The organism is Mycobacterium sp. E2497 (assembly GCF_001668695.1).
Classification (GTDB): Bacteria; Actinomycetota; Actinomycetes; order Mycobacteriales; family Mycobacteriaceae; genus Mycobacterium.
Genome location: NZ_LZKD01000184.1, coordinates 91589 through 117215 on the forward strand (window position 1 = coordinate 91589; position 25627 = coordinate 117215).

Here is a 25627-nt window from a genome sequence, read left to right on the forward strand (position 1 = left end):
GCTGACGCCTCAGCCCTGCGCCAGTTCGGCGACGGGCTGCCATTCCTCCCAGGTGCGCAGTCGGTTCTCGTAGTCGACCTTAGCGGTTCCCAGCGGCGACGAGCCGAAAAACACTCGCAGCGGCGGATTTTCGGCGTCGACAACCTTGAGCAGCGCGGCTGCGGACGCCTCCGGGTTGCCCGGGCTGGCCCACCGCTTGCTGCGTTCCGCCTGGACGGCCGCGCGCACGTCGTCGTACGCCGGCAGGGGGTCGGCGTGCCTGGCCGAATCTCCGGCCCAATCGGTGTCGAAACCGCCCGGTTCGATCAACGTGACGTGCACGCCGAACGGGGCGACCTCCTGGGCCAGCGCCTGCGAAAAGCCTTCCAGCGCCCACTTGGACGCGTGGTACATGCCGACCAAGGGGAACGCGGTGATGCCCCCGATCGAGGACACCTGAATGATGTGCCCGCTGCGCTGCTCGCGCAGGTACGGCAGCGCAGCCTGGGTGATCCACAGCGCCCCGAAGACATTCGTCTCGATCTGATCGCGTGCGTCCCGCTCGGAGAGTTCCTCGATGAACCCGAACTGCCCGTAGCCGGCATTGTTCACCACGATGTCCAGACGACCGAAGTGGTCGTGTGCCTGCTTGACCGCGGCGAAGTCGGCGTCTCGATCCGTGACGTCCAGCCGGATCGGCAGCAGCGCGTCGCCGTACTTCTCGGCCAGGTCGTCCAGTGACGCCGTGTTGCGCGCCGTGGCGGCCACCTTGTCGCCACGCTCCAGCGCCGCGATCGTCCACGCCCGTCCGAAACCGCGCGATGTACCGGTGATAAACCAAACTTTTTGAGTCACGCAGTGTTGCAACGCCGATGTCGCCACGTAATTCCCCGAGAGCTCACACGCGTGGGGGCGAAAGCGAGTGGTCCGTTATCCAGTCGGTAGCGTCTCCACCATGAGTCGCGCGGCCTTGGACAAGGACCCCCGGGACGTCGCGTCGATGTTCGACGGCGTCGCCCGCCGCTATGACGTGACCAACACCGTGCTATCGCTGGGGCAGGACCGGTACTGGCGGAAGGCCACCCGTTCGGCGCTGACGATCGGGCCGGGCCAGAAGGTGTTGGACCTGGCCGCGGGCACCGCGGTATCCACCGTCGAGCTGCAGAAGTCGGGGGCCTGGTGTGTGGCGGCCGATTTCTCGGTCGGCATGCTCGCGGCGGGTGCGGCCCGCCACGTGCCGAAAGTTGCCGCCGACGCCACCAGGCTGCCGTTCGGTGACGACGTATTCGATGCTGTCACAATAAGTTTCGGCTTGCGCAACGTCGTCGACCCGCAGGCGGCGTTGCGCGAGATGGCGCGCGTCACGCGCCCGGGAGGCCGATTGGTGGTATGCGAATTCTCCACGCCCACCAACGCGCTGTTCGCCACCGCCTACAAGGAGTACTTGATGCAGGCGCTGCCGCGGGTGGCGCGCGCGGTGTCCAGCAATCCCGACGCCTACGTCTACCTGGCCGAGTCGATCAGGGCGTGGCCCGACCAGGCGAGCCTGGCGCGCGAGATAGCCCGGGCGGGGTGGGCGGCGGTGCGGTGGCGCAACCTGACCGGCGGCATCGTCGCACTACACGCGGGCTATAAGCCCCTGCGTTGAGAACGAGCTAGTGCGTACCGGCGCGCTGCACGAAGCCGACCTGGTCGGGGCAGTAGTGGTCGACCGCGGCGCCGAGGAACTGGAACGCCTGGCCCTGGGTGGTGCCCCGCGGCAGGTTGCGCTGGATGAAGTTGGCCGACTTGTACGGGTCACCGTCCACGCCCCGGCCGATCCGGTCGCAGGTGATCTTGCCCAGCCACGCCAACTGGTCCTGCGGCTGATAGATGCCGAAGCCGTTGACCGTGTTCTTGAACGGGGCGTCGTAGTCGTTGGACGGCGGCGGCGAGGCCAGCGCCGGCGCGGCCAGCGCGATGGCGGTGACGGCCAGGCCGCCGATAGTAGCCAGCTTCGTTCCCTTCATTAGCCGGACTATACACCGCGCGCCCGAACCGTGCGGAAAATTGTCGGCGGCCGCTACCAGGCCCGTTGGCCTTTTGCGCACGTCAAAGGCGCTCAGCTGAACGGCACCCGGCGATCGATCAGCCGGGACAGCCGTCCGGCGCCCCGCCAGGCCCGCGCCACCCAGTCGGCGTCGTCGTCGGTGACCAGGTTGGCCATCACCCGCACCGCGATCGTCATCAGCCTGGGGGAGCGCATCGCGACCGGCCCCGTCGCGGGCAGGAACCGCTGGAAGGTCAGCAACAGGGCCAGTCGGCGCGCCACCGAGAACCCCCGGCCGTAGTGCTGCTGCAGCAGGGACGGCCACACCTGCGACAGGTCTTGGGACAGGCCACAGGAGTCCAGCAGCTCGGCGGCCAGCCGCCCGGTCTCCATGCCGTAGTCGATGCCCTCGCCGTTCAGCGGGTTGACGCAGGCGGCGGCGTCGCCGATCAGCATCCAGTTGGGTCCGGCCACCCCGGACACGGCGCCGCCCATCGGCAGCAGCGCCGACGACACGGCCCGCGGGGGCCCGTCGAAGCCCCACTCGTCGCGGCGCAGGTCGGTGTAGTGGTCGATCAGCGGTCGCAGCGCCAGATCGGCCGGCCGCCTCGACGTCGACAGCGCCCCGACGCCGATGTTCACCTCCCCGTTGCCCAGCGGGAAGATCCAGCCGTAGCCGGGCAGCACTTTGTCCTTGGAGCCGTCGGGTCCGCGCAGCTCCAGATGCGACGTCAGCCACGGGTCGTCGGCGCGCGCGGTGGCCAGATATCCGCGGGCCGCGACGCCGTACACCGTCTCCTGATGCCAGCGCCGGCCCAGCTTACGGCCCAGTGAAGACCGCGCCCCGTCGGCCACGATCAACCGCCCGCAGCCCACCTCCGTGCCGTCGGCCAACGTCAGCGACACCACGCGCCCCGACGAGTCACGATGAACCGCAACGACTTTCGTTCCCAACATCATCCGCGCGCCGGAGTCCTCGGCGACCTTACGGATGCGGTCGTCCAACTCGAGCCGGGCCACCGCGCTGCCGGTCGAGGGGAACGACGGGCCCGGCCAGCCGACTTCCACCTCGCCACCGAATCCGCTCATCCGCAGGCCCCGATGCCGGATGCGGGTGTCCAGCCACTCGCCCAGCCCGAGGCGCTCGCACTCGGCGACGGCGCGCGGTGTCAGCCCGTCACCGCACGGCTTGTCGCGCGGAAAGCTGGCGGAGTCGATGACCAGCACGTCGTTGCCCGCGCGCGCGGCCCACGCGGCGGCCGCCGAACCGGCCGGCCCGGCTCCGGCGACCACCAGGTCGGCTTTGGTCTCCACGCTCACCAGTATGTTGGTCGGGTGAGTACTCCGGCGACGGTGGTGGCGGGCGTGGACTTCGGCGACGCCGCGTTCGCGGCGGCCGTGCGTGACGGCGTCGGGCGGATCGAGCAGCTGATGGACACCGAGCTGCGCAGCGCCGACGAGGTGATGACCGACTCGCTGACGCACCTGTTCAAGGCCGGCGGCAAGCGATTCCGGCCGTTGTTCACGGTGCTGTCCGCCCAGATCGGGCCGAACCCCGAGGCGCACGATGTGACCATCGCCGGCGCGGTCATCGAGCTGGTGCACCTGGCGACGCTCTACCACGACGACGTGATGGACGAGGCGGAGGTGCGCCGCGGCGCGCCCACCGCAAACGTCCGATGGGGGAACAACGTCGCGATCCTGGCCGGGGACTACCTGTTCGCCACGGCGTCGCGGCTGGTCTCCCTGCTGGGACCGGAGGCGGTGCGGTTGATCGCCGAGACGTTCGCCCAGCTGGTAACGGGCCAGATGCGCGAGACGCGCGGCCTGACGGGCGCGGCCGAAGGCGTGGACCCGATCGAGCACTACCTGAAGGTGGTGTACGAGAAGACCGCCTGCCTGATCGCCGCGGCCGGCCGGTTCGGCGCAATGTTCTCGGGCGCCGACGCGGAGCAGGTCGAGCGGCTGAGCCGCCTCGGCGGCATCGTGGGCACCGCGTTCCAGATCTCCGACGACATCATCGACATCGACAGCGATTCGCACGAGTCGGGCAAGCTGCCCGGCACCGACGTGCGCGAAGGCGTGCACACCCTGCCGATGCTCTACGCCCTGCGCGAACCCGGCCCCGACGCGGCGCGGTTGCGGGAGCTGCTGGCGGGTCCGATCGACGACGACGACGCGGTGGCCGAGGCCCTCGCCCTGCTTCGGGCGTCCCCGGGCATGGCGAAGGCCAAGCAGACGCTGGCCGAATATGCGGGCGAGGCCCGCGACGAGCTGGCCCTTCTGCCCGACGTGGCCGGCCGGCGCGCGCTGCAAACGCTGGTCGACTACACCATCAGCCGGCACGGGTAGCGGGTCGCGGAACCCAACGACCCATCTCGGGCGTTCAATTGGCTGTAGTAGTCAATTCCTGAGTGCTCCGAGGAGGACACCGATGACCTGGCATCCCCATGCCAACAGGCTGAAGACCTTCGCCCTGTTGGTCGGTATGTCCGCGTTGATCGTGTTTGTCGGATCGCTGTTCGGCAGGACGGCCATGTTGCTGGCGGTGCTGTTCGCCGTCGGGATGAACATCTACACGTACTACAACAGCGACAAGCTCGCGCTGCGGGCCATGCACGCGCAACCGGTGTCCGAACTGCAGGCGCCGGTGATGTACCGGATCGTGCGCGAGCTGGCCACCGCCGCGCACCAGCCGATGCCCCGGCTCTACATCAGCGACACCAACGCCCCCAACGCCTTCGCGACGGGCCGCAACCCCCGCAACGCCGCCGTCTGCTGCACCACCGGCATCCTGGGCATCCTCAACGAGCGTGAGTTGCGCGCGGTGCTGGGTCACGAGCTTTCCCACGTCTACAATCGCGACATCCTGATTTCCTGCATCGCCGGCGCGATGGCGTCGATCATCACCGCGCTGGCCAACATGGCCATGTGGGCCGGCATGTTCGGCGGTAACCGCGACGGCGAGAATCCCTTTGCGCTGCTGCTGGTTTCGCTGCTGGGCCCGATCGCCGCGACCGTGGTGCGGCTGGCGGTATCCCGGTCACGGGAGTACCAGGCGGACGAATCCGGCGCCGTGCTGACCGGCGACCCGTTGGCCCTGGCGTCCGCGCTGCGCAAGATCTCCGGCGGGGTGCAGATGGCCCCGCTGCCGCCGGAGCCGCAGCTCGCCAGCCAGGCGCACCTGATGATCGCCAACCCGTTCCGGGCGGGCGAGCGAATCGGGTCGCTGTTCTCGACGCACCCGCCGATCGAAGACCGCATCCGGCGGCTGGAGGCGATGGCGCGCGGCTAGCTGTCGACGCTCTCCGCGGTACGAGTGGGTTGCCGATCTTTTGATATCACCCGCGCTATCAAATTTTGAGTGAGCCACATGGTCTGGAGAGCCGGGCCACCCGCCCGACGCCCGCGCCACCCCGCCCGCCGCACGCCCCCTCAGCTGGGGATGAGTGACTCCCCGATTTGATATCGCCCGTGCTATCAAGTCCCGCGTGGACCGCTACACCTACCGCGCGCAATGGTTGCCCGACTACAACGAATACCTGGGCGTATGCATTGAATTGCCCTACATGAGGCGCGAAGCGCCGACGGCGCCCCAGGCCGTGGCCGCCATCGAGGAGGCTGTCAAGGTCCACGTGGAAGCCCTGCGAGAAACCGGAGAGGTGCCCCCCGAACCGCTTTCCGAACGCCGCTACAGTGGGAGAATCCTCGTCAGAACCTCACCGCAGCTGCATGCCCGCCTCGCGCTGGAAGCCATCGAGCAGGGCGTGCCGATGAACCAATGGATAGTCCAGAAACTCAGCGGGCGGGCGCCGAGCGAGACCTTCGGCCTCTCGGGGTGGGACTAGCTAGCCCGGTGCCCGATCAGGCTGCGGCCCCGGGTCTTTCGCGTTCGATCAGCTCGCTTGCATCCCTGCGAGCCGCGTGGCCCGTCTCCAGCCTGCCCCGGATCCGGACCGCGCCGCCGTTGGCCTCGTGCTGGCGCTGCCAGTCGCTGACCGCCTGATGCGCAGCGTGATCCAGGTAGTGCACCGAAACCTCCACGGTGACAACGCTTCCGCTGGGGATCGACGCCAGAACCCGCGTCAGCCGCGGAAGCGCCAGGAACGTGCACGCCGCACCCTCGATCACCACCTGCCACTCGTCGTCGACCGGCTTCGCCTCAACCCTGGCGCGGATGACCCGCCAACCGGTCAACGCGATGGCCAGCGCCAGACCGATCATCACGCCGTGCAACAGGTTGAGGAAGACGACGCTGACCGAGGTCACGACGTACACGGCGAGATCGCCGTGCTTCATTGCGGTTTCGATGTGAGCCGGCTTGAGCAGCTGAACGCCGATGACGATGAGCAGTCCGGCCAGCGCGGCGGTGGGGATCTCTTCGACGAGCTCCGCGAACGGGACGGTGAACAGCAGGATCCACACGCCGTGCAGGAGGGCCGAGGCCCGGGATCGGGCGCCGGCGTTGACATTGGTCGAGCTGCGCACGATCACCCCGGTGACCGGCAGCCCGCCGATGGCGCCCGAGACGATGTTGGCGGCGCCCTGTCCCACCAACTCCCGGTTGAAGTCGGTGCGCGGCCCGTTGTGCATCCGGTCGACCGACACCGCTGACAGCAGGCTCTCGACGCTGGCGATGAGCGCGACGGTGATCACTCCGATCGCAACCGCGCCCCAATTGCCGTGCGGAAGGTCGGGCAGCTGCAGCGCGTCCAGCGGCGACCCCTCGAGGTCGATCCGGCGCACGTGGAACGGGAAGACGACCGACACCACGGTCACGGCGACGATGGCGACCAACGGGCCCGGAACGCGGCGCACCTTGGCCGGAACCCACCGCCACCCGACGAGGATGACGATCACCAGCACGCCGAGGATGACCCCGGGACGATGCGCGCCGATGATCTGACCCGGCAGCCCGATGAGGTTGTGCCAGGCTGTGCTCTTGGACTTTCCGCCCAGCAACACGTGCGCCTGCTGCAGCGCGATCGTGATGCCGATGCCCGCCAGCATCGCGTGCACGACCACCGGTGAGATCGCGAGGGCCGCCCGCGCGACGCGGCTGAGTCCCAACAACACCTGCAGCGCGCCCGCGGCTACGGTGATCAAACACGTTACGCCCCAACCGAAGTCGGAGACCAGGTCGGCGACGACGACGGTCAGCCCGGCGGCGGGGCCGCTGACCTGCAGCGGTGACCCGCCGATGGCGCCGACCACGATGCCCCCGACGATCGCGGCGATCAGGCCGGCGAGCACCGGGGCGTTGGAAGCGATCGCGATGCCCAAGGACAACGGGAGTGCGACCAGGAAGACCACGAGCGACGAAGGCAGGTCGTGGCGGATGATCGATCGCACCCTGTCCTTGCGCGCGTGCGTGCCGTGGCCTTGAGGTTGATTGCCGAGCTGTTCGATGTCCTGCATCGGTCTCGTCCCTCGTTAGGAGTTAGCGGGGGATGTTCCGATATCCGCCCCGAGTGGCGCTGTATTACGTCGGCGTAACACCTTGGCGCACAGCAAGTTATAACCCGTCCGGACCCATGGAGCCGCGGCCGGGAACCCCTGGCTGCTTCGTCGACGGTATTTTGCTGGCAAACGCCGGGTCAAGCCGATGGGTCAAGCCCATATGGAACGCAAAGATTTAAATTCCGCGTCGCCGCACGGCCAGCTCAGAAGCCCGAACCGTGCACCTCGTGGCCCGGGACTTCGGCGATCAGGCCGCGATAGGCCTCCTCGACGGTCGAACCGTGGTTGATCACCGCGTCGACCTCGCGGGCGATCGGCATGCTCAGTCCGAACTCGTTGGCGAACTCCATGATCACGCTGGCGGCCTTCACGCCCTCGGCGACCTGGTTCATCGAGGCGATGATCTCGTCGATCGGCTTGCCGGCGCCCAGTTGCTCACCCACATGCCGGTTGCGGCTGCGCTGGCTGGTGCACGTCACGATGAGGTCGCCCAGGCCGGCCAGGCCGGGGAAGGTGTCGGGGTTGCCGCCCATGGCCACCCCCAGCTTGGTCATCTCGCGCAGGGCGCGGGCGATCACCAGCGCCCGGGTGTTCTCCCCGATGCCCAGCGAGTAGCCCATCCCGACCGAGATGGCGTAGACGTTCTTCAGCGCCCCCGCCATCTCCACCCCGACGACGTCGTCGGTGGTGTAGACCCGGAAACGCCGGGTGCGGAACAGCCCGGACAGCCGGGTCGCCAGATGCTGGTCGGGCATGGCCAGCACCGCCGCCGCGGCGTAGCCCTCGCCGACCTCGCGCGCGATGTTCGGGCCCGCCAGGATTCCCGCCGGATGACCGGGCAGCACCTCCTCGACGATCTGCGACATCCGCATGTTGGTGCCCTGCTCGAGCCCCTTGACCAAAGACACCACCGGCACCCAGGGCCGCAGCTCCTTGGCCAGCTCGGTGAGCACGCCCCGGAACCCGTGGGAGGGAACGCCCATCACCACGACGTCGGCGCAGTTGGCCGCCTCGGCGAAGTCGGAGGTGGCGCGCAGGGTGTCGCTGAGCACCGCATCGTCGCCGAGGTAACGGCTGTTGCGGTGGTTCTCGTTGATGTCCTTCGCCGTCTCCTCCGACCGCACCCACTGCAGCGTCGGTCCCCGGCGCGCACAGATGGACGCCACCGTGGTTCCCCAGGAACCACCACCGAGGACAACGACGTTGGGTTCGCGCATCTGTGCCGCCATGGCGATCAGCGTATTGCCGACACCAACGATTTAGAAGCAGTTCACGAACCAATGACCCGGCACCCAGGGACTTCTGTCCCTAGCCCCGTGGCGTGGCGCGCCGGATCGTCAACGTCAACAACCTGTAAAGGAGAAATCATGTCCCGCCCAGCCGGCCTCTTGACCAAGAGGCGCCTACCGGGCCGCAGCTTGGCCTTGCTGTCTGCGGCTGCCCTCTCGCTGCTTGGGTCGCCAGGCATCGCATCCGCCGATGGCGGTCGTCCGCAGACCAACCCGGAGGAAAGGGCGGCGGCCATGATAAGGCCCGCCGTGATGTACTTCGCCGCCGAAGCCGCCGGGTGGGTCCGGCTACCCAACGGCGACCTCCTGCCGCACTACAGCGAACCCAACGTCAACAGGGCCTTCGATGCCGCCTGGGGCTGCACCGCCTTCGTCGTGAATCCCGACGGCTGGGTGGCGACCGCCGGCCACTGCGTCGACCCGGAGGAAGCCAAGAGCGCGATCCTCAGGCATGCCGCCAACGACTACATCGCCGAATTCCCGGACTCGCCCGAGGCGGCGGATCCCGAGCGGGCGGTGGAATGGCTGCGCGCGAACGCTCACGTTGAAGGCACCACCGCCGACCGGGGCCCCGAGATCAGCATCACGCTCCTGTACGGCACCGGGACGAAGGTCGCCGGCAAGATGCCCGCGAACGTCGTCGACTTCAAGCCCCTCGAGAAGGGCGATGTCGCCCTGTTGAAGGTGGAGAAGCACAATATGCCGTCGTCCGAGCTGGCCACCGACGCCGACGTCAACATCGGCACCTCGGTTCTCGCCGTGGGATTCCCGGGGAGCACCGAGCGTGTCACCGATCCCTCCCTGGACCCGACGAACAAGAGCGGCAAGGTCAGCAAAAAGTCCTCCATGGGAACCATTCCGGAGTATGAGATCGATGCGGCGGTGTCCCCGGGCATGAGCGGCGGCCCGACCATCGAGCTCAACGGCAAGGTGATCGGGCTCAACAGCTTCGGCCCCACCGGCGAGCCGCAGGCGTTCAACTTCATCGCGCCCGCGGACGGCCTGGCCGCGGTCCTGGCGGGCAAGGGTGTCAAGGCGACGCTCGGGCCCGCCGACGTGTCCTACCGCAAAGGGCTCGACGCGTACTACACGGGTCACTACACCGACGCGATCAAACATTTCGACCAGGCCCTGTCGATGTCACCCGACTATCCCGGGGTGGCCGATCTGAAGACGAACGCGGTCAATCTGCGGGCGCAGTACGGTGATGTGTCGGCGTCTGGAAGCTCGAAATCGCGGTGGTACCTCCTGGGCGGCGTTGCGCTGCTGCTCGCCGTGGGCGCCGGTGTCGTCCTGGTGGTGGTGACAACCCGTCGGCGGCGGCCGGCCCCAGCCGGGGTGACCGGCTTCCAGCCGGTCCCGGGCGGGCAGTTCCCGGCGGGCGGGCCGCAAGCCGGACCCTTCGCCCCGCAGCCCGCGCCGCCCGTTGCACCGGCGCCGGTGCCGGGCACGCCGGAACCGCCCGGCGCCGCGCAGCCTGCGGGCATAGCCGTTGCACAACCGTCGACGGCAGCCGAACCCCACTTCTGCGCGGGCTGTGGCGCCGAGCACCATCCCGCCGAAAGGTTCTGCCCGAACTGCGGGAAGCAGATCTCTGCCGGGTGAGCCGGCCGAGCGCCGGCCCTAGCCCGCCAACGCCTCCCGATCGGAAACCCGCCCGAACACCATCGCCTCCTCGATGCGGTCGAAGCGGTAATCGATGGCGTCGGCGAGGTAGTTCTGCCGCACGTTCCACGGCCGCTTGGTGCCCGATTTCGGCAACGCGTGCACCGACCGCAACACGTAACCGGCGTTGATGTCCCACGACGGCTTCTCGGTCATCGGCTCGTTGCCGCGATGCGGGTAGGCGTGCGTGTAGCCGTGAGCGGCCATGTGCGCCAGCAGCTTTGCCGTGGCCCGAGCGGTGATGTCGGCGCGCAGCGTCCACGACGCGTTGGTGTAGCCGACGCACCAGAACAGGTTGGGCACGTCTTCGAGCATGTGCGCCTTGTAGACGAAGCGGTCGTTGGTCTTGACGTCGTTGCCGTCCAGGCTGATCGCCGTCCCCCCCAGGGCCTGCAGCTGCAGGCCGGTCGCGGTGACGATGATGTCGGCGTCGAGGTGCGCGCCCGATTTCAGCGCGATGCCGCTCGTGTCGAAATGGTCGATGTGGTCGGTGACCACGTCGGCGCGGCCGGCGGTGATGGCGTTGTACAGATCGGCGTCGGGGATCAGGCACATCCGCTGGTCCCACGGGTTGTACCGCGGCTTGAAGTGGGTGTCGACGTCATAGCCGGGGGGCAGGCTACTGATCGCCTTGCGCCGCAGCAGCCACCGCACCAGCCCCGGCGCCTTGCGCGACAGGGCGAAGAACACCGCCTCGGTGAGCGCGCTGTACATCCTGACGACGAGATGAGCCGGCTTGCGGGGCAGCACTTTCCGCGCGGCGGCGGCGACCTTGCTGTACTTGGAGGCCGAGATGAGGTAGGTCGGGGAGCGCTGCAGCATGGTCACTTTGGCGGCCCGGTCCGACAGCGAGGGCAGCAGCGTGACCGCGGTGGCCCCGCTGCCGATCACCACGATCTTCTTGCCGGTGTAGTCCAGGTCCTCCGGCCAGTGCTGCGGGTGTACCACCGTGCCGCCGAACGTTTCTATACCGGGGAAGTCGGGGGAGTAGCCCTCGTCGTAGTTGTAGTAGCCGCTGCCGAAGAACAGGAATCGGGCGCGGTAAAGCTTGCGCGCGCCGTCCTGCTCGACGGTGACCGTCCAGGTGTCGGTGGCCGAATCCCAGTCGGCCGAGCGGACGTAGGCGTTGAACCGGATGTGACGATCGATGCCGTACTTGCGCGCCGTGGCAACCAGGTACTCGCGGATGTGGACACCGTCGGCCACCCCCTCCTTGCGCGTCCACGGCTCGAACGGGAAGGACAGCGTGAAGATGCTGCTGTCCGAGCGCACGCCCGGATAGCGGAACAGGTCCCAGGTGCCGCCGATCTGTGCGCGCCGCTCCAGGATGGTGTAGGTCAGCTGCGGGTTGCGCTCGCTGATCCGGTAGGCCGCGTCGATGCCGGAGATGCCGGCGCCGACGATGATGACGTCCGAGTACTCGGCCTCGGTCGGTACCGGGGCGCCGGCTTCCTGGGGAGTCACGGTCATCGTGAACCTCGCTCACATTGTGGGGCTGGTCACTACATTAGGCACCCACCGGTTGGCCGGGCCAGTAATCGCCCGTCGAGCGCGAGCGTAACGACAATGCGAAAAATCGGGCGCAATTTCGCGGTGAGGTTACGCTCGCGGCCGCGGTGCCCCCGAAGCCGCCGCCCGCCTAGCGGTAGTTGACGAACTGCAGCGCGACGTCCAGGTCCGCCTGCTTGAGCATCGAGATGACGGCCTGCAGGTCGTCGCGCTTCTTGCTCGTCACGCGGATCTCGTCGCCCTGGATCTGCGTCTTGACGCCCTTCGGCCCCTCGTCGCGGATCAGCTTGGTGATCTTCTTGGCGTGCTCGCTGTCGATGCCCTGCTTCAGGGTGCCGCTGACCTTGTAGGTCTTGCCGGACGCCTGCGGCTCGCCGGCGTCGAAGGCCTTCATCGAGATGTCCCGGCGGATCAGCTTCTCCTTGAAGACGTCGACGGCCGCCTTGACGCGTTCCTCGGTGGACGATGTCAGCTCGATAGCCTCGTCGCCCTTCCACGCGATCGTGGTGTCGGTGCCGCGGAAGTCGAAGCGGGTGGCCAGCTCCTTGGCGGCCTGGTTGAGTGCGTTGTCGACCTCTTGGCGCTCGACTTTGCTGACAACGTCGAACGATGAGTCCGCCATTCGATCCGTCCCTTCATCCCGTGATGGCCGTTTGTGCTTTGTCTACCCCCTCGTTGTAACCTGTCTGGCGGCAGGTTGCCCGAGCGGCCAATGGGAGCGGACTGTAAATCCGTCGCGAAAGCTTCACAGGTTCGAATCCTGTACCTGCCACCACCAGCTCGCGGCCGCCTGTCACCAGGTGACCGGAACCGCCGCGACACCGCCGTCGATGCGGTCGGTGATGATCTCGAGATCGTTGACGTCGACGGCCAGGCGGATGTCCGGGAACCGCTGGAACAGCGACCTGACCATCATCCGCAGCTCGATGCGCGCGAGGTTCTGCCCGATGCAGTAATGCGGCCCATGACCGAAGGCGATGTGGCCGTTGGGCATTCGGTCCGGGTTGAACACGTCGGGGTCGTCGAACACGGATGGGTCGCGGTTCGCCGCCCCTTCGGAAACGATCACCAGGTCGCCGCGGCGTACGGTGACACCGCCGATCTCGACGTCCTCGAGCGCGTACCGCGGCCGGCCCGTGTGGTGGGGCGAGGTCATCCGCAGGATCTCCTCGACGGTCTTGTCCAACCGTGCGCCGACGTCGGCCATCAGCCAATCCCGCCGGCTCGGCTCGCTGAGCAGGTAGAGCACCGCGAAGTCCATTCGGGCCACCATGGTTTCGTGACCGGGAGAGACCAGGCCCACCGCGAAGTATCTCAGGTCGGAATCGGAGAGCAGGTGGGGATCGGCATCCTGAGCGGCCAACAGATGCGAGAAGACGTCTTCGCCGCGGGCATGCCGCTTGGTCTCGAGCAGACGGGTTACGCATTGCCGGAGTTCGGCGATGGCGGCCATCTTGTCATCGGCGTCGGCGGTGCTGCCCAGGCGCCCGGACAGGCCGATCACGTGGTCGCGGTCCGCGTCGGGGACACCCAGCATGGCGCAGATCACCAGGCCCGGAAGCCGGAATCCCACCAGGTCATGGAAGTTCACGGGCTGGCCGGGATGGCGGTCGTGCGCCGCGGCCATGTCGTCGAAGCAGCCGTCGGTCAATTCCTGGATCCGGCCACTGAACGGCGCGAGCCGCTTTGGGGCGAACCACGGCAGCATCAGCTTCCGCATTCTCGATACCTGACCTTCGTAGGCCATGACCATTCTCGCCATGTCACGTTCGAAAGGGTTGTCTCCCAAGGCCTCTGGATCCACCGGGGCGTGAAGACCGAAGCGCGCCGCGTCGGCGAAAATCTCGCGGGCTTCTTTATAGCTGGTCACCAGCCATGCCGGCCGACCCGTCGGCGTCAAAACCCCGGTAAGCGGCGCGTCGCGGCGAAGCGCATGGTATTGCGGCGCGAGAGCCAAGACGTTAGGGCGCGGCAACGGCAGTTGGACTGCGGGGCAGTCGGTACCGGCCATCGCTACCCGCTCAAGCGTTGCGGAGACGCTTCCGGCTCGTCGGCGATTCTGACGTCGCGACCCGCGCCCGCCGACACTGTCGCGGCCTCACCGTGGGCCAGGCCCACCGTCGCGACGATCACCAACACCGCGGCCACCGCCAGCACCACCCAATCGAAGCCGTGCGCGTCCAACGTCTCGCCCAGCACGGTGATCCCGAGCACCGCGCCCACGATGGGCTTGGCGGCGATGATCGTCGGCAACGAGGCGGTCAGCGCGCCGGCGCGGTAGGCCGATTGATGAATCACCATCCCGGCCGCCCCGCAGAACACCCAGCCGTACAGCTCGGGTCTGCTCCACAACTGGTCGGGGTTGTGTTCGAGGATGTCGACGACGCCCTTCATCAGCACTGCGAACACCGCCAGCAACGAGCCGGCGACCGCGGCGAGCAAGACGGCCGCCGCCGGGCGGTCAGACCAGACGCGGGCGCCCAGCATCGCCAACAGCAGCGGCGGGGCCATCGCCAGGGCCACGATCAACCAGACCTGGGCCGCGGCGCGCTCCTGGCCGCCCACCGGCTGGCCGACCGCGATGACGACCACCAGCGCCGCGGTCAGCAACATCGCCCACATCCACTCGCCGCGGGTGACCGGGTGGCGGCTCATCCGCGCATAGAGCGGCAGGGCGAACAGCAGCGAGGTCACCTGCAGCGACATCACCAACAGCACCGAGCCCTTGTCCAGGGCCGCGGCCAGCAGAATGTAGCTGGCGATGTCGCCGAGACCGCCCATCCACCAACGGGTATCGCGCAACAGCATGCCGAACAGCGCCAGGTGCCCGACCGGCTTGTCGGTGACCTCCTGCGCGGAACGCTGGCGCACGACGTTGCCGATCGCCGACGCCAGTGCGGCGCACAGGGCAAGAATCGCCGCCAGATCAGCCCTCGACATGCCACCAATCTAGTCGTGTCACGGCAAACCGCCCGCCGGGAGCGGGAACGCGGTGCCCGTCAGCCGCTCGGACAGGTCCCACAGCGCCGCGGCGGTGCCCGCCCGCTTGGCGGGCCAGTTGCGCCAGGTCGGCTGGGTGCGGCCATACAGACCGAAGCGCGGGCCGACGAAGGTGTTCCCCGGCAGATCCTGCGACACGGCGTACAGCGTCTGCCGGGCGCCGAAATCGGCGTCGGTGGACACGATGCGGTCGACGGCCAGTACCGCCGCGTCGCCCCATTTGCGGCCGGAATTGCCCTGCAGGTTCGTGTGCGACCAGCCCGGGTGGGCGGCCACCGCGCGCAGCCCGGAACCGGCGGCGTCCAGGTGCCGCTGCAGCTCGCTGGTGAACAGCAGGTTGGCCAGCTTGGACTGGCTGTAGGCCAGCCACGCCGAATACGGGCGGGACCGCCAATTCAAATCCCTGAGGCTGATGTAACCGAAGTGGTGCATCAGCGACGACACCGTCACCACCCGGTCGGTCAGCCTCGGCAGCAGCAGGTTGGTCAACGCGAAGTGGCCGAGGTGGTTGGTGCCGATCTGACCCTCGAAGCCGTCGGCGGTCACCGCGTGCTTGGTGGCCATGATGCCGGCATTGTTGACCAGCACGTCGACCGTGCCCATCTCGTCGGCGAAGCGCCGCACCGAGCCCAGGTCCTGCAGGTCGAGCTGGCGCACCTCGACTTGGCCGGTTTTGAAGCCGGTCATCCGCTCGGCGGCGGCCTTGCCCTTCTCGGTGTTGCGCACCGCCAGCACGACGCGGGCACCGACCCGCGCCAATTCGCGGGCGGTGACCTCGCCCAGGCCGGCGTTGGCCCCGGTGATCACGACGGTGCGTCCGGCGAACGAAGGCAGCTGCGCTGTGGTCCAACCCGGCATGCAGCCCACCCTAACTACGTGATCTCGTCCATCCGAACGCCGCAGGTATCGTGCGTGGGATGGCCAGCGGAAACTCACCCGGACGCCACGGATGTATCTAGGTGTCATCGTCAATCCGCTCGCGCGCCAGAACCGCCGCGGGCGGGGCGACCGCGTCGCCGAGTTGCGCCGCATCGTCGGCCCGTGGGGCGAGGTGCACGAGACGGCGTCCATCGAGGAGCTCGGCAAGACCCTGGACCGGCTTCACCCGCGGGTCACCCACCTGGTGGGGGACGGCGGCGACGGCGCGCTGCACTGGTTGATCAACGAGACCGAGCGCTGCGAGAGCGATCCCGACCGCTGGCCGGCCTTCGTGCCCACCAATGGGGGCAGCGTCAACGCCGTCGCCCGCAAGGCAGGGGTTCGTGGGCGGCCCGACGCCGTCATCCGCGCGCTGGCGGCCGCCGCGGCGGCCGACCGCCCCCCGCCCGAGATCCGCCTTGACACCTTGCGGCTCGACGGCGAAACCGCGGACGGCGCGCCGTTCCACCGGCTGTGCTTCGGGCTGGCCGCCGGCGGCGTCGGAAACCGGTTCTACGACATGTATTACGGAAAGCCCGACCACGGCCGCGGCGAAGTCGCGAAGGTGATCGGTCGGTCGTTCCGTGACTATCTGGCGTCGAAGGTCGGGCGCTCGCAGGCGTCCAACTACGCGTCCGTGCTGTTCGCGCCGACGCGCGCCCGAGTCGTCATCGACGGTGAGGAGGTTCCGACGCGGACGCACCGCCTGCTGCACGCCGGTGCGATCGACCTGCGGATCGGCGGGCCGTTCCGGCTTTTCCCGAAGGCCGAAAGCCCCGGTGCGCTGCACTTTCAGGCCGGCGAGGTCAGGCCGTCCAGGATCGTCACGCAGCTTCCGTCGGCGCTCACCAACGGGACGGTCCACGGCCGTCGGGTACGCGACGTCAACGGACGTGAGATGGTGATCGAGGCCGAGGGTGAGCCGCTGTCGCCGATCATCGACGGCGAACGATACGTCGGCGTCACCAGGCTGGTGGCCCGCGCCGGCCCGCTCATCCGCGTCGCCCGGACCGGCTGACTGCGTATCTCAGTAGATCAGCAACGCCGGCGCCGGAAGGCCGTGGCGGAAATCACTTTCATGCCGCCATCCCGCGCGGGAGCTCCATATCCATTGGATGGATTTACGCCGTTTGCGGTGGCGATACGAAATGAGGCCCGAATCACGTGCGATTTGCGAAGCGAAAATTCAGGAAGCGCGCAAATGCAAACATCAGTATGTCCGTGTTGGCGGAGCGCTGTCCGGTGGAATCACCTGGTAGGGACCGTTATCGCGGATACTGAGGTCAGTAGTTACGCCCTTGTTCGCCAGAAGTCAGTCACCGTAGCCAAGCCTATGCTGTGAGATTAATGTGCACCGCCCAAAATGCGCCTGCTTACTTTGCCTGGGCTGCTCCAGCGGCGTTACATTGGGCTTTATCCATTGGTACGAAAGCCCTTATCGCTCATAGTGAACCCAGAAGGGGGTGGCTCCTGCGATGGAGACGCTCATCGATCATCTGCACAAGTGGGAAGCTTTAACGCCTGACAAGACCCTCTTCCGCTTCGTCGACGCCGAGGGCCGGGAGCAGGAGCACTACACCTACCAGACTTTCGCCGAGCGGACACGTGAGCTGGCCGCCTACCTGGCGACGGAGGCCGGGCTGCGCCGGGGAGATCGCGTGCTGCTGGTATACCCGCCCAGCTTGGAGATGGTCGCGGCGTTTTACGCCTGCGCCCGCATCGGGGTGATCGCCGTGCCGGTCAGCCCACCGCTGCCGATGTCGTTCGAGTCGGGACTGGCCAAACTGGCCTTCATCGCGCGGGACTGCCAGGCCAAGGCGGTGCTGTCGACCAAGCAGTTCGAGTACGACTACCGCCTGCTGGTCAATCACCTCGAGAGCGAGTCGCCGTGGCCGGAGACCCAACGTCCCCCGGAACTGCCGTGGTTCGGAACCGATGGCACGCAGGAGTTCGGCGGCGCCCCCGTCCCCGACACACCGGCTCCGGTGCTCTTCCTGCAATACACCTCCGGCTCCACCAGCGACCCCAAGGGCGTCGTCGTCACCCACGCCAACGTCATCGCCAACGCCTCGGCCTTCACCGGGGGCGAGGTCCTGGTCAGCTGGCTGCCCCAACACCACGACATGGGTTTGATCTCCGCATACCTCTTCGTCCTGCTCGGCGGCGGGACGACGCACGCGATGTCGCCGCTGGACTTCCTCAAGCGGCCTTCGGCGTGGCTGCGGCTGATCAGCGACGTGCGCGCCACCCACACCCCGGTGCCCAACTTCGCCCTGGAGCTGTGCCTGCGGGAGGACAAGCTGCCCACGTCCGAGCTGGAAGGGGTCGACCTGAGCAGCCTGCAGAGCATCGTCGTCGGCGCCGAGCCGCTGCGCGCCAGCACGTTCGCCCGCTTCCGGCAGCGCTTCGCCCCCTACGGCCTGGAGCCCAACGCGCTCACCGGCGCCTACGGCATGGCGGAGAACACCCTGATCGTCTCGCTTCGCGGACGCCAGACGCTGGCGCTGAACAAGCGCGCCCTGGAGAAGAACCTTGCGCGGGTCGAAAAGGCGCAGCCCGAGAACCGCAACCAGGCCCCGGTGGTGAGCTGCGGCAAGCCCATTGACGGCAACGTGGTCCGGATCGTCGACCCGGAGTCCGGGCACGCGCTCGGCGAGGGCCGGGTCGGCGAGGTCTGGCTGGACGGGCCCTCGAAGGGGGGCGGCTATTGGAACCGCCCGGAACTGACCGCGGAGGCCTTCGCCGCCCGCATCCCCGGCGACGACGTGCACACCTACCTGCGCACCGGCGACCTCGGCTTCCTGTACGAGGGTGAGCTGTTCGTCTGCGGCCGCAGCAAGGACCTCATCATCGTGCGGGGCGTCAACTGCTACCCCTCGGACATCGAGGGCATCGTGGAGCGGTCGGCCCCGCAGGTCCGCGGTGGCTGTGTCGCCGCCTTCGCGGTGGAGCAGGACGAGCAGGAAGTGCTGACCGTGGTGGCCGAGGTCCGCGACGCGGACGCGCTGCCGGACGGCAAGGCACTGGCGCGGGCCATCCGCCGGCACGGCCACATCGACCCGCACGCCATCGCGTTCGTGCCCGCGCACAGCATCCCCAAGACCACCTCGGGGAAGATCCGGCGCTCGTCCACGCGCCAGCTCTGGCTGGACGGTCAACTGCCGGTGTTGGCCACCTACACCCATCAGCCCCACGATGCGGCGCAGGACGGTGCGGGCCCACTGGACCGGTTCCGCAACCTGATCGAGAGCTACGACCTCACCGGCGACGAGGACTGCTCCTTCGCGGACCTCGGCATCGACTCGCTGGCGCTCGCCGAGCTGCGGGCGGACCTGCAGGCCCTGCTGGAAGAGCACGGCGCCGGGGAGCTGGCCGAAGACGTCAACACGCGCCTGCTCCAGCGGCTGACGGTGGCCGAGTTCTTCCGGCTCATGCGGCAGTTCGGCGAGGGGTCCGGGCAACCGCTCGACGCGCTGCGCGAGGCGCTGGACCAGATTTCGGCCGAGTACGAGGCCTACGAGGTCGCGCGGATGCGGGCCGACGCCCAGCTTCGGTTGCCGGCGCTACCGCCGGCGCGGCCGGGCACGCCCAGCGACATCCTCTTGACAGGGGCGACGGGCTTCCTGGGGCCGTTCCTGGTCAGCAGCCTGCTCGGCCGCACGTCTCACACCGTGCACGCCCTGATCCGCGCCACGGACACCGCGCACGGGCTGGACCGGATCGTCGCGTCGCTGCGCAAGGCCCGGCTGTGGTCTCCGGCCCTGGAAGCGCAGGTCCGGGAGCGGGTGCGCGTGGTCTGCGGAGACCTCGCCGAGCCGCAGCTGGGCCTGGGCGAGGCGGGGTTCCGGCGGCTGGCCGGGAGCGTCGACGCCGTCGTCCACAACGGCGCCCTCGTCAACTACGTGCGCACCTACGACGCCCTGCGGCCCGCCAACGTGGCCGGGACGCACGAGCTGTTGCGGCTGGCCATGACGGGGCACCGGAAGACCTTCCACCTGGTGTCCAGCACCTTCATCTACGGGTGGAGCGTCAAACCGGTGGTTGGCGAGTCCGACGCCAACCTGGAGATGAACGCCCTGGACTTCGGCTACTCGCAGACCAAGTGGGTCGCCGAACAGCTGGCTTTCGCCGCCCAGCGGCAAGGGCTGGACGTGCGCATCTTCCGGCCCTCGCTGATCTCACCGACCGGGGCGGGCTTCGGCAGCCAGGACGACATCCTGGTGCGCACCATGGCGTTCATGATCGAGCACGGCGTCGCCGCCGACGCGCTCAACCAGCTCAGCCTGCTGCCGGCGGACCTGATCGCCGACCACATCGTGGCGCTGATGGACCTGCCGAAGGACGACACCGTGTGCGGCAACGTTTTTAATATGACGGCCGACGACTACTACAACCTGACCGACATCACCCGGGTGTTGTCGGAGCGCTACGGCTACCGCTTCGACTACCACGACATTCCGTCGTTCGCCGCCGAGATGAACCGTCGGTGCACGCCCAGGGACCCGATCTACCCGCTGGTCGACTTCCTGACGCGCTCGGCGGACAAGATCGCGGCGATGCGGGACAAGCGCTACGGCAACACCCAATACCAGCGAGCGCGCGCCCTGGCCGATATCCGCCTGCGCGAACCGGCCCTGACCGAGACGGTCGACAACCTGGTCCGGTTCTTGCGTAGCGAGCGCCTGATCACCGAGGCTGAGGACGAGGCGCGCAGCGCCTGACTCAAGGGGGTCCACCATGTTCACCGTCGATGACCAGGCCACGGGGCCGCATGACGCATCGCTCGACCACGAGCGGATCGTCCTGCAGGCGCGTGACGTCGACTTCGACTGGGCGACGCTGCCGTTCTACTACGTGCCGGGCGAGCCCTTCACCACCCACTTCTGCAACGTCCTGCACCTGCTGCTGCCCGCCGGCGAGGAGTTCATCGTCGACGCGTTCAAGAACACGCTGCCGCTGATCAAAGACGATCAGCTGCGGCTGGACGTGCAGGGCTTCATCAGCCAGGAGGCCATGCACTCCCAGGCGCATTCGGGCGTGCTGGACCATTTCGCAGCCAAGGGCGTGGAGGTCACGCCGTTCACCGACCAGATGGCGTGGCTGTTCTCCCAGCTGATCGGCGACCGGCCCGGCTGGGGTCGGCGGCGACGGCAGAGCTGGCTGCTCGAGCGGGTGTCGATGGTGGCCGCCCTCGAGCACTACACCGCCATCCTGGGCGAATGGATCCTCGACACTCCGCAACACGACGCCTTCGGCACCGACCCGGTGATGCTGGACCTGCTGCGCTGGCACGGCGCGGAAGAGGTCGAACACAAGGCGGTCGCCTTCGACACCATGAAGCACCTGGGGGCCGGCTATTGGCGCCAGGTGCGCACCCAGCTGCTGGTGACGCCGGCGCTGCTGTGGTTGTTCATCCGTGGCGTGCGGTTCATGTACTCGGTCGACCCCTACCTGCCGCCGGGCACCAAGCCGCGCTGGCGCGACTACTTCAGCGCGGCGCGCCGGGGCCTGGTGCCCGGGCCGTTCCAGTTCCTGCGGGTCATCGGCGCCTACTACACACCCAGTTTCCATCCGTCCAAACTGGGCGGGGTGGGACGCGCGGTCGACTACCTGGCCCGATCGCCCGCGGCCCGCGCGGCGCACTGAGGGCATGCGAGAGATGACTCAATCCAGCACCGTGATCGCCTCCGACGGCGTGTCGCTGGCCGTTCATGCCCGCTCGGAGATCGATCCGGGACGCCCGACGATCTTGGCCATCCACGGCTACCCGGACAACCACCACGTGTGGGACGGCGTCGCCGACGAACTCGGCGGGCGGTTCAACGTCGTGGCCTACGACGTGCGCGGGGCCGGCGAGTCGTCCAAGCCGCGCAGGCGCTCGGGATACCGCCTCCCGCAACTGGTTTCCGATGTCGGCGCGGTGATCGACAGCCTCGGGGTGGGCCGGGTACACCTGGTGGCCCACGACTGGGGTTCCATCCAGGCGTGGGCCGCGGTCACCGACGACGCGGTGATGCCCAAGGTCGCCTCGTTCACGTCGATCTCCGGCCCGCACCTGAACTACGCGGGCAGGTTCCTTCGGTCCCCGCGCACCGCCCACGGGGTGTTCGACGTGCTCAAGCAGGCCCTGGCGTCGTCGTACATCTGGTTCTTCCTGTGCCCGGCGGTGCCGGAGCTGGCGATCTGGTCCCGCGCGTCGGTGGCGGTCTTCGCGGGGGTCGAACTGATCGGCCGCCCGCGCGGCACGGGCCGGGGGCGCGCGGCGCCCACCCGGTCGATCCGCGACTATGTCAACGGTCTCAACCTGTACCGCGCCAACATGCCGGCGCCGTTTCTGGCTCCGCCGAAGCAGCTGCCGCAGACGACCGTCCCGGTGCAGGTGCTGGTGGCGCGCCACGACTATTTCGTCTCGCCGCCCCTGCAGCGGTTCACCGGCTCGATACCGCCCCACGGCAGGGTCGTCGACATCGAGGGCGGACATTGGGTGGTGTCCTCGCATCCCGACGTCATCGCCCGGCTGACGAGCGAGTGGGTCAACCAGGTCACCGGCACCGACATCCGACAGGCATAGGACATCCGTTGTGACGCATGCGATTTGGAGTAGCAGGCCCGCCGACCTCTACGGTCGCCGCAGACGCGATCGCCTGTACACCGCGTTGTGGGGGGTGGGCACCCTGTTCGGCGGGTTCGCGTCGGCGTCGCGGTGGACTCCGGCGCGGGTCGTGCCGGTGCAACGGACCAACACCGCGGTGGTCACCCAGCGCGAGCTCCTCACGCCCGACGTGGTCGCCCTGACCCTCGCCGACGCCCGGGGCGGGTTGCTGCCGTCGTGGACTCCCGGCGCGCACATCGACGTCCGGCTGGCCTCGGGCCGCCGCCGCCAGTATTCGTTGTGCGGTCCGCCGGGGCGGCGCACCGACTACCGCATCGCGGTGCGGCGGATCGCCGACGGCGGCGGCGGCTCGATCGAAATGCACGACACCTTCGACGTGGGCGACACGCTCGAGTTCGAAGGCCCCCGCAACGCCTTCTACCTCGTCACCGACGAGCGGGAGGTGTTGTTCGTGATCGGCGGCATCGGCGTGACACCGATCCTGCCCATGATCCGACTTGCCCAGCGACGCGGAATCGACTGGCGGGCCGTGTATTGCGGGCGCGGCCGGGAGTTCATGCCGCTGCTCGACGAGGTGCTGGCGATTGCGCCCGAGCGGGTCACCGTCTGGGCCGACGACGAGCGCGGCCGCATCCCCACCGTCGAGGAATTGCTGGCCGACGCCGGGCCGGCGACGGCCGTGTACGTGTGCGGGCCGACCGCCATGCTCGAATCCGTGCGCAGGGCGCGCGATGAACACGCCGACGCGCCGCTGCACTACGAACGGTTCGGGCCACCGCCCGTCGTCGACGGCGTCCCGTTCGAGCTGGAGCTCGCGAGGTCGGGGCGTGTGCTCGGCGTCCCGGCGAACCGGTCGGCGCTGGACGTCATGCTCGATTCCGATCCGACCGCGGCGTACTCGTGCCAACAAGGTTTCTGCGGGACCTGCAAGGTGAAAGTTCTTGCGGGACGGGTCGATCGACGCGGCCGCGCCCTGGAGGGCGACGGCGAAATGCTGGTCTGCGTCTCCCGGGCGAACGGCGGTCGCCTGGTGATCGACGCCTGAAAACGCGGCAGCGGCAGGGGCTCAGACGGCCTCTTCCGTGTGGTGCGCCGGGTAGGCGTGGACGAGCGCGCTGTTGAGCCTTGGCACGGCGTGCGTCAGTTCGTGCTCGGCGTCATGAGCGATGCGGTGGGCCTCCTCGAGGCTGGTGCCGGGATCGATGTCGAGTTCCGCGTCCGCGTGCAAGCGATGCCCTATCCAGCGCATCCGGATGCTCCGCACGCCGCGGACACCGGGCCGGGCGGCCAGTGCCGCTTCGGCGGTGTCGACGAGTTCGGGGTCCACGGCATCCATGAGCCGGCGGAATATTTCACGGACCGCCCCGCGCAGCACCGCCAGGATCGCCAGCGTGATGACCAGGCCGATGATCGGGTCGGCTATCGGGTAGCCGAGGGCGACACCGCCTGCTCCGAAAAGCACGGCCAGAGAGGTGAATCCATCCGTTCGCGCGTGTAGGCCGTCGGCGATGAGGGCGGCCGAGCCGATGCGGCGACCGATCCGAATCCGATAGACGGCGACGACTTCGTTGCCGACGAAGCCGATCAGACCCGCGGCCGCGACCCAGCCGAGGTGCCCGACGGGCACGGGGTGAAACAGGCGCCGGATCGATTCGTAGCCCGCGACGAAGGCCGACATCGCGATCATGCCGATGACGAACAAGCCCGCCAGATCCTCGGCGCGCCCGTAGCCGTAGGTATAGCGCCGGGTGGCGGCACGGCGACCCAGCGCGAACGCGATCCACAGCGGGACTGCGGTAAGCGCGTCCGAGAAGTTGTGAATGGTGTCGGCGACCAGGGCGATGGACCCGGAAACGACGGCGATGACGACCTGTACGAACGCGGTTGCGCCCAGCCCGAGCAGGCTGATCTTGACCGCCCGAATGCCGACCGCGCTGGTTTCCAGCGCGGTGTCGACGCTGTCGGCGGCGTCGTGGCTGTGCGGGAGGAAAAGTTGTGTCACGAGGCCGCGAAGCCCATGGGCATGCTCATGACCGGGACCATGGTGGTGGTCGTGATCGTGCCCGCTATGCGTATTCATCAGCGCGTTGTCCGCTTACCTGCATGCATACGCAGATACTAGATCACTTACCCGGCCCGCGCGAAAACCTGACGGTGATCTCAGCGCCGCCGCCGACGCGATTCTCGGCGGTTACCGTGCCATGGTTGCGCTGCGTGAGGGTGTCGACGATGGCCAATCCAAGGCCGGTGCCCCCGGCGGTCCGTGCGGTGTCGGCGCGGCTGAATCGGCGAAAAGCGTATGGGAGGAAGCCGGGCGGGAATCCGGTCCCCTGGTCGGCGACGTGGATCTCGACGCCGTCGGCGGCCGTCCGGACGCGGATGGTGATCGGCGGGGCGCCGTGCTGGGCGGCATTGTCGATGAGATTGCCGATGACCCGATCCAGATCGTCCGGGTGCGCGCGGATGTATTGTCCTGCAGGGCAGTCGATTACAAGACGATCGCCGAGGCTGCGCCGGTAGCGCTCGCCGATGGCGGACAGGGCGGTGCTCAGGTCGACAATGGGCGGGTCGGGCCGCCAGCCCGCGTCCGCGACCGCGAGCAGGTCGCGGGCCAAGCGGGACAGCCGAGTGGTTTCCTGCAGGGCGGAGCTCAATGCGTCGACGAGCTCGGGGTTGCTGCGCGGGCGCCGCAGGGCGAGCTCGAGTTCGGTGGTCAGCAGGCTCAGCGGGGTGCGAAGTTCGTGGCCCGCGTCGACGACGAACTGTCTTTCGCGCTCCAGCGCGTCTTGCAGCCGCTGCAGGAGCTCGTTGAACGTGGTTCCGAGATCACGGATTTCATCACGGGCCGGTGGTACGGGCAGCCGGGCGTCCGCGTCGCCGGCGCTGATCCCGGCCGCCCGGTTACGCATCCGTTCGACCGGTCGAAGCGCGGCGGCCGCGAGGAGGTATGCGCCGACGGCGGTGGCCAACAGCAACAGCGGGAAACTGACGGCCAGCTCGTTGCGCATGGTGGCCGGTCCGGCGCCCGGAGGACGCGTCGTCGTCGCGGCCCAAAGTCTCGCCGACCGGGACGCCGCGGTCGCGGATCTGCGCAACGAGCTGGCCGTCAGTTTCCCGCTGTTGCTGTTGGCCACCGCCGTCGGCGCATACCTCCTCGCGGCCGGC

At 68.4% G+C, this 25627-nt stretch carries 22 protein-coding genes and 1 tRNA gene; 11 read left to right on the forward strand and 12 right to left on the reverse strand.

Going from position 1 to position 25627, the window contains the following annotated elements:
- Positions 1 to 9: 9 nt before the first annotated feature.
- Entirely contained in the window at positions 10 to 834 is an 825-nt protein-coding gene (locus A5713_RS17540) for an SDR family oxidoreductase (protein WP_068097563.1), read from the reverse strand.
- 100 nt (positions 835 to 934) lie between these two features.
- On the opposite strand from A5713_RS17540, the gene A5713_RS17545 reads away from it, so the two are divergent.
- Positions 935 to 1627, forward strand: coding sequence for a demethylmenaquinone methyltransferase (locus A5713_RS17545; RefSeq protein ID WP_067917716.1), 693 nt, complete (start codon positions 935 to 937; stop codon positions 1625 to 1627).
- Positions 1628 to 1634: 7 nt separating this feature from the next.
- On the opposite strand, the gene A5713_RS17550 is transcribed toward A5713_RS17545, so the two are convergent.
- The gene (locus A5713_RS17550; RefSeq protein ID WP_067917714.1) at positions 1635 to 1988 is read right to left on the reverse strand and encodes a DUF732 domain-containing protein; all 354 of its coding nucleotides are present in this window, start codon (positions 1986 to 1988) and stop codon (positions 1635 to 1637) included.
- A 92-nt stretch (positions 1989 to 2080) separates the two neighbouring features.
- Positions 2081 to 3328 (reverse strand): menaquinone reductase, encoded by a 1248-nt coding sequence (menJ, locus tag A5713_RS17555; protein ID WP_156751926.1) that lies wholly within the window; start codon positions 3326 to 3328, stop codon positions 2081 to 2083.
- A 15-nt stretch (positions 3329 to 3343) separates the two neighbouring features.
- On the opposite strand from menJ, the gene grcC1 reads away from it, so the two are divergent.
- The 3 genes from grcC1 to A5713_RS17570 all read left to right on the forward strand — a co-directional run bounded on the left by grcC1 (position 3344) and on the right by A5713_RS17570 (position 5856).
- The gene (grcC1, locus tag A5713_RS17560; protein WP_068097566.1) at positions 3344 to 4360 is read left to right on the forward strand and encodes a nonaprenyl/(2E,6E)-farnesyl/geranylgeranyl diphosphat synthase; all 1017 of its coding nucleotides are present in this window, start codon (positions 3344 to 3346) and stop codon (positions 4358 to 4360) included.
- A gap of 82 nt (positions 4361 to 4442) precedes the next feature.
- Positions 4443 to 5303 carry a zinc metalloprotease HtpX gene (htpX, locus tag A5713_RS17565; RefSeq protein ID WP_067917711.1) on the forward strand — a complete coding sequence of 287 codons (861 nt, stop codon included), beginning with the start codon at positions 4443 to 4445 and terminating at the stop codon, positions 5301 to 5303.
- A 196-nt stretch (positions 5304 to 5499) separates the two neighbouring features.
- Positions 5500 to 5856 carry a type II toxin-antitoxin system HicB family antitoxin gene (locus A5713_RS17570; protein WP_067917709.1) on the forward strand — a complete coding sequence of 119 codons (357 nt, stop codon included), beginning with the start codon at positions 5500 to 5502 and terminating at the stop codon, positions 5854 to 5856.
- Between the two features lie 16 nt (positions 5857 to 5872).
- Here A5713_RS17570 and A5713_RS17575 read toward each other — a convergent pair whose 3' ends face one another.
- Positions 5873 to 7426: a SulP family inorganic anion transporter gene (locus A5713_RS17575; protein ID WP_067917707.1), complete on the reverse strand. Its 1554-nt coding sequence runs from the start codon at positions 7424 to 7426 to the stop codon at positions 5873 to 5875.
- Between the two features lie 245 nt (positions 7427 to 7671).
- On the reverse strand, positions 7672 to 8697 hold the full coding sequence (locus tag A5713_RS17580; protein ID WP_067917705.1) for an NAD(P)H-dependent glycerol-3-phosphate dehydrogenase: 1026 nt from the start codon (positions 8695 to 8697) through the stop codon (positions 7672 to 7674).
- 294 nt (positions 8698 to 8991) lie between these two features.
- On the opposite strand from A5713_RS17580, the gene A5713_RS17585 reads away from it, so the two are divergent.
- Positions 8992 to 10362 carry a trypsin-like peptidase domain-containing protein gene (locus tag A5713_RS17585; protein ID WP_231980476.1) on the forward strand — a complete coding sequence of 457 codons (1371 nt, stop codon included), beginning with the start codon at positions 8992 to 8994 and terminating at the stop codon, positions 10360 to 10362.
- A gap of 18 nt (positions 10363 to 10380) precedes the next feature.
- On the opposite strand, the gene A5713_RS17590 is transcribed toward A5713_RS17585, so the two are convergent.
- Positions 10381 to 11892 carry an NAD(P)/FAD-dependent oxidoreductase gene (locus A5713_RS17590; RefSeq protein WP_067917703.1) on the reverse strand — a complete coding sequence of 504 codons (1512 nt, stop codon included), beginning with the start codon at positions 11890 to 11892 and terminating at the stop codon, positions 10381 to 10383.
- 169 nt (positions 11893 to 12061) lie between these two features.
- Positions 12062 to 12553, reverse strand: coding sequence for a YajQ family cyclic di-GMP-binding protein (locus A5713_RS17595; protein ID WP_068097571.1), 492 nt, complete (start codon positions 12551 to 12553; stop codon positions 12062 to 12064).
- 69 nt (positions 12554 to 12622) lie between these two features.
- Between A5713_RS17595 and A5713_RS17600 the strand changes: the two genes are divergently transcribed.
- A tRNA-Tyr gene (locus A5713_RS17600) sits at positions 12623 to 12706 on the forward strand.
- A gap of 18 nt (positions 12707 to 12724) precedes the next feature.
- Here the strand turns inward: A5713_RS17600 and A5713_RS17605 are convergent.
- The 3 genes from A5713_RS17605 to A5713_RS17615 form a co-directional block, all read right to left on the reverse strand.
- Positions 12725 to 13651 (reverse strand): cytochrome P450, encoded by a 927-nt coding sequence (locus tag A5713_RS17605; RefSeq protein ID WP_197509012.1) that lies wholly within the window; start codon positions 13649 to 13651, stop codon positions 12725 to 12727.
- A gap of 293 nt (positions 13652 to 13944) precedes the next feature.
- Positions 13945 to 14871 (reverse strand): DMT family transporter, encoded by a 927-nt coding sequence (locus A5713_RS17610; protein ID WP_067917697.1) that lies wholly within the window; start codon positions 14869 to 14871, stop codon positions 13945 to 13947.
- Positions 14872 to 14889: 18 nt separating this feature from the next.
- The gene (locus A5713_RS17615; RefSeq protein WP_068097575.1) at positions 14890 to 15789 is read right to left on the reverse strand and encodes an oxidoreductase; all 900 of its coding nucleotides are present in this window, start codon (positions 15787 to 15789) and stop codon (positions 14890 to 14892) included.
- A gap of 91 nt (positions 15790 to 15880) precedes the next feature.
- On the opposite strand from A5713_RS17615, the gene A5713_RS17620 reads away from it, so the two are divergent.
- The 5 genes from A5713_RS17620 (at position 15881) to A5713_RS17640 (ending at position 23507) form a co-directional block, all read left to right on the forward strand.
- A complete protein-coding gene (locus A5713_RS17620) occupies positions 15881 to 16867 on the forward strand; it encodes a diacylglycerol kinase family protein (protein ID WP_068097578.1) in 987 nt (328 codons plus the stop codon).
- A gap of 457 nt (positions 16868 to 17324) precedes the next feature.
- Positions 17325 to 20570, forward strand: coding sequence for a thioester reductase domain-containing protein (locus A5713_RS17625; protein WP_068097580.1), 3246 nt, complete (start codon positions 17325 to 17327; stop codon positions 20568 to 20570).
- A gap of 16 nt (positions 20571 to 20586) precedes the next feature.
- Entirely contained in the window at positions 20587 to 21495 is a 909-nt protein-coding gene (locus tag A5713_RS17630; RefSeq protein ID WP_068097584.1) for a metal-dependent hydrolase, read from the forward strand.
- A gap of 4 nt (positions 21496 to 21499) precedes the next feature.
- Positions 21500 to 22420 (forward strand): alpha/beta fold hydrolase, encoded by a 921-nt coding sequence (locus A5713_RS17635; protein ID WP_068097587.1) that lies wholly within the window; start codon positions 21500 to 21502, stop codon positions 22418 to 22420.
- A gap of 10 nt (positions 22421 to 22430) precedes the next feature.
- Positions 22431 to 23507: a PDR/VanB family oxidoreductase gene (locus tag A5713_RS17640; RefSeq protein WP_068097591.1), complete on the forward strand. Its 1077-nt coding sequence runs from the start codon at positions 22431 to 22433 to the stop codon at positions 23505 to 23507.
- Positions 23508 to 23528: 21 nt separating this feature from the next.
- Here A5713_RS17640 and A5713_RS17645 read toward each other — a convergent pair whose 3' ends face one another.
- Entirely contained in the window at positions 23529 to 24542 is a 1014-nt protein-coding gene (locus A5713_RS17645) for a cation diffusion facilitator family transporter (protein ID WP_068097594.1), read from the reverse strand.
- Positions 24543 to 24585: 43 nt separating this feature from the next.
- The gene (locus A5713_RS29545) at positions 24586 to 25470 is read right to left on the reverse strand and encodes an ATP-binding protein (protein WP_068097597.1); all 885 of its coding nucleotides are present in this window, start codon (positions 25468 to 25470) and stop codon (positions 24586 to 24588) included.
- Positions 25471 to 25627: the final 157 nt, after the last annotated feature.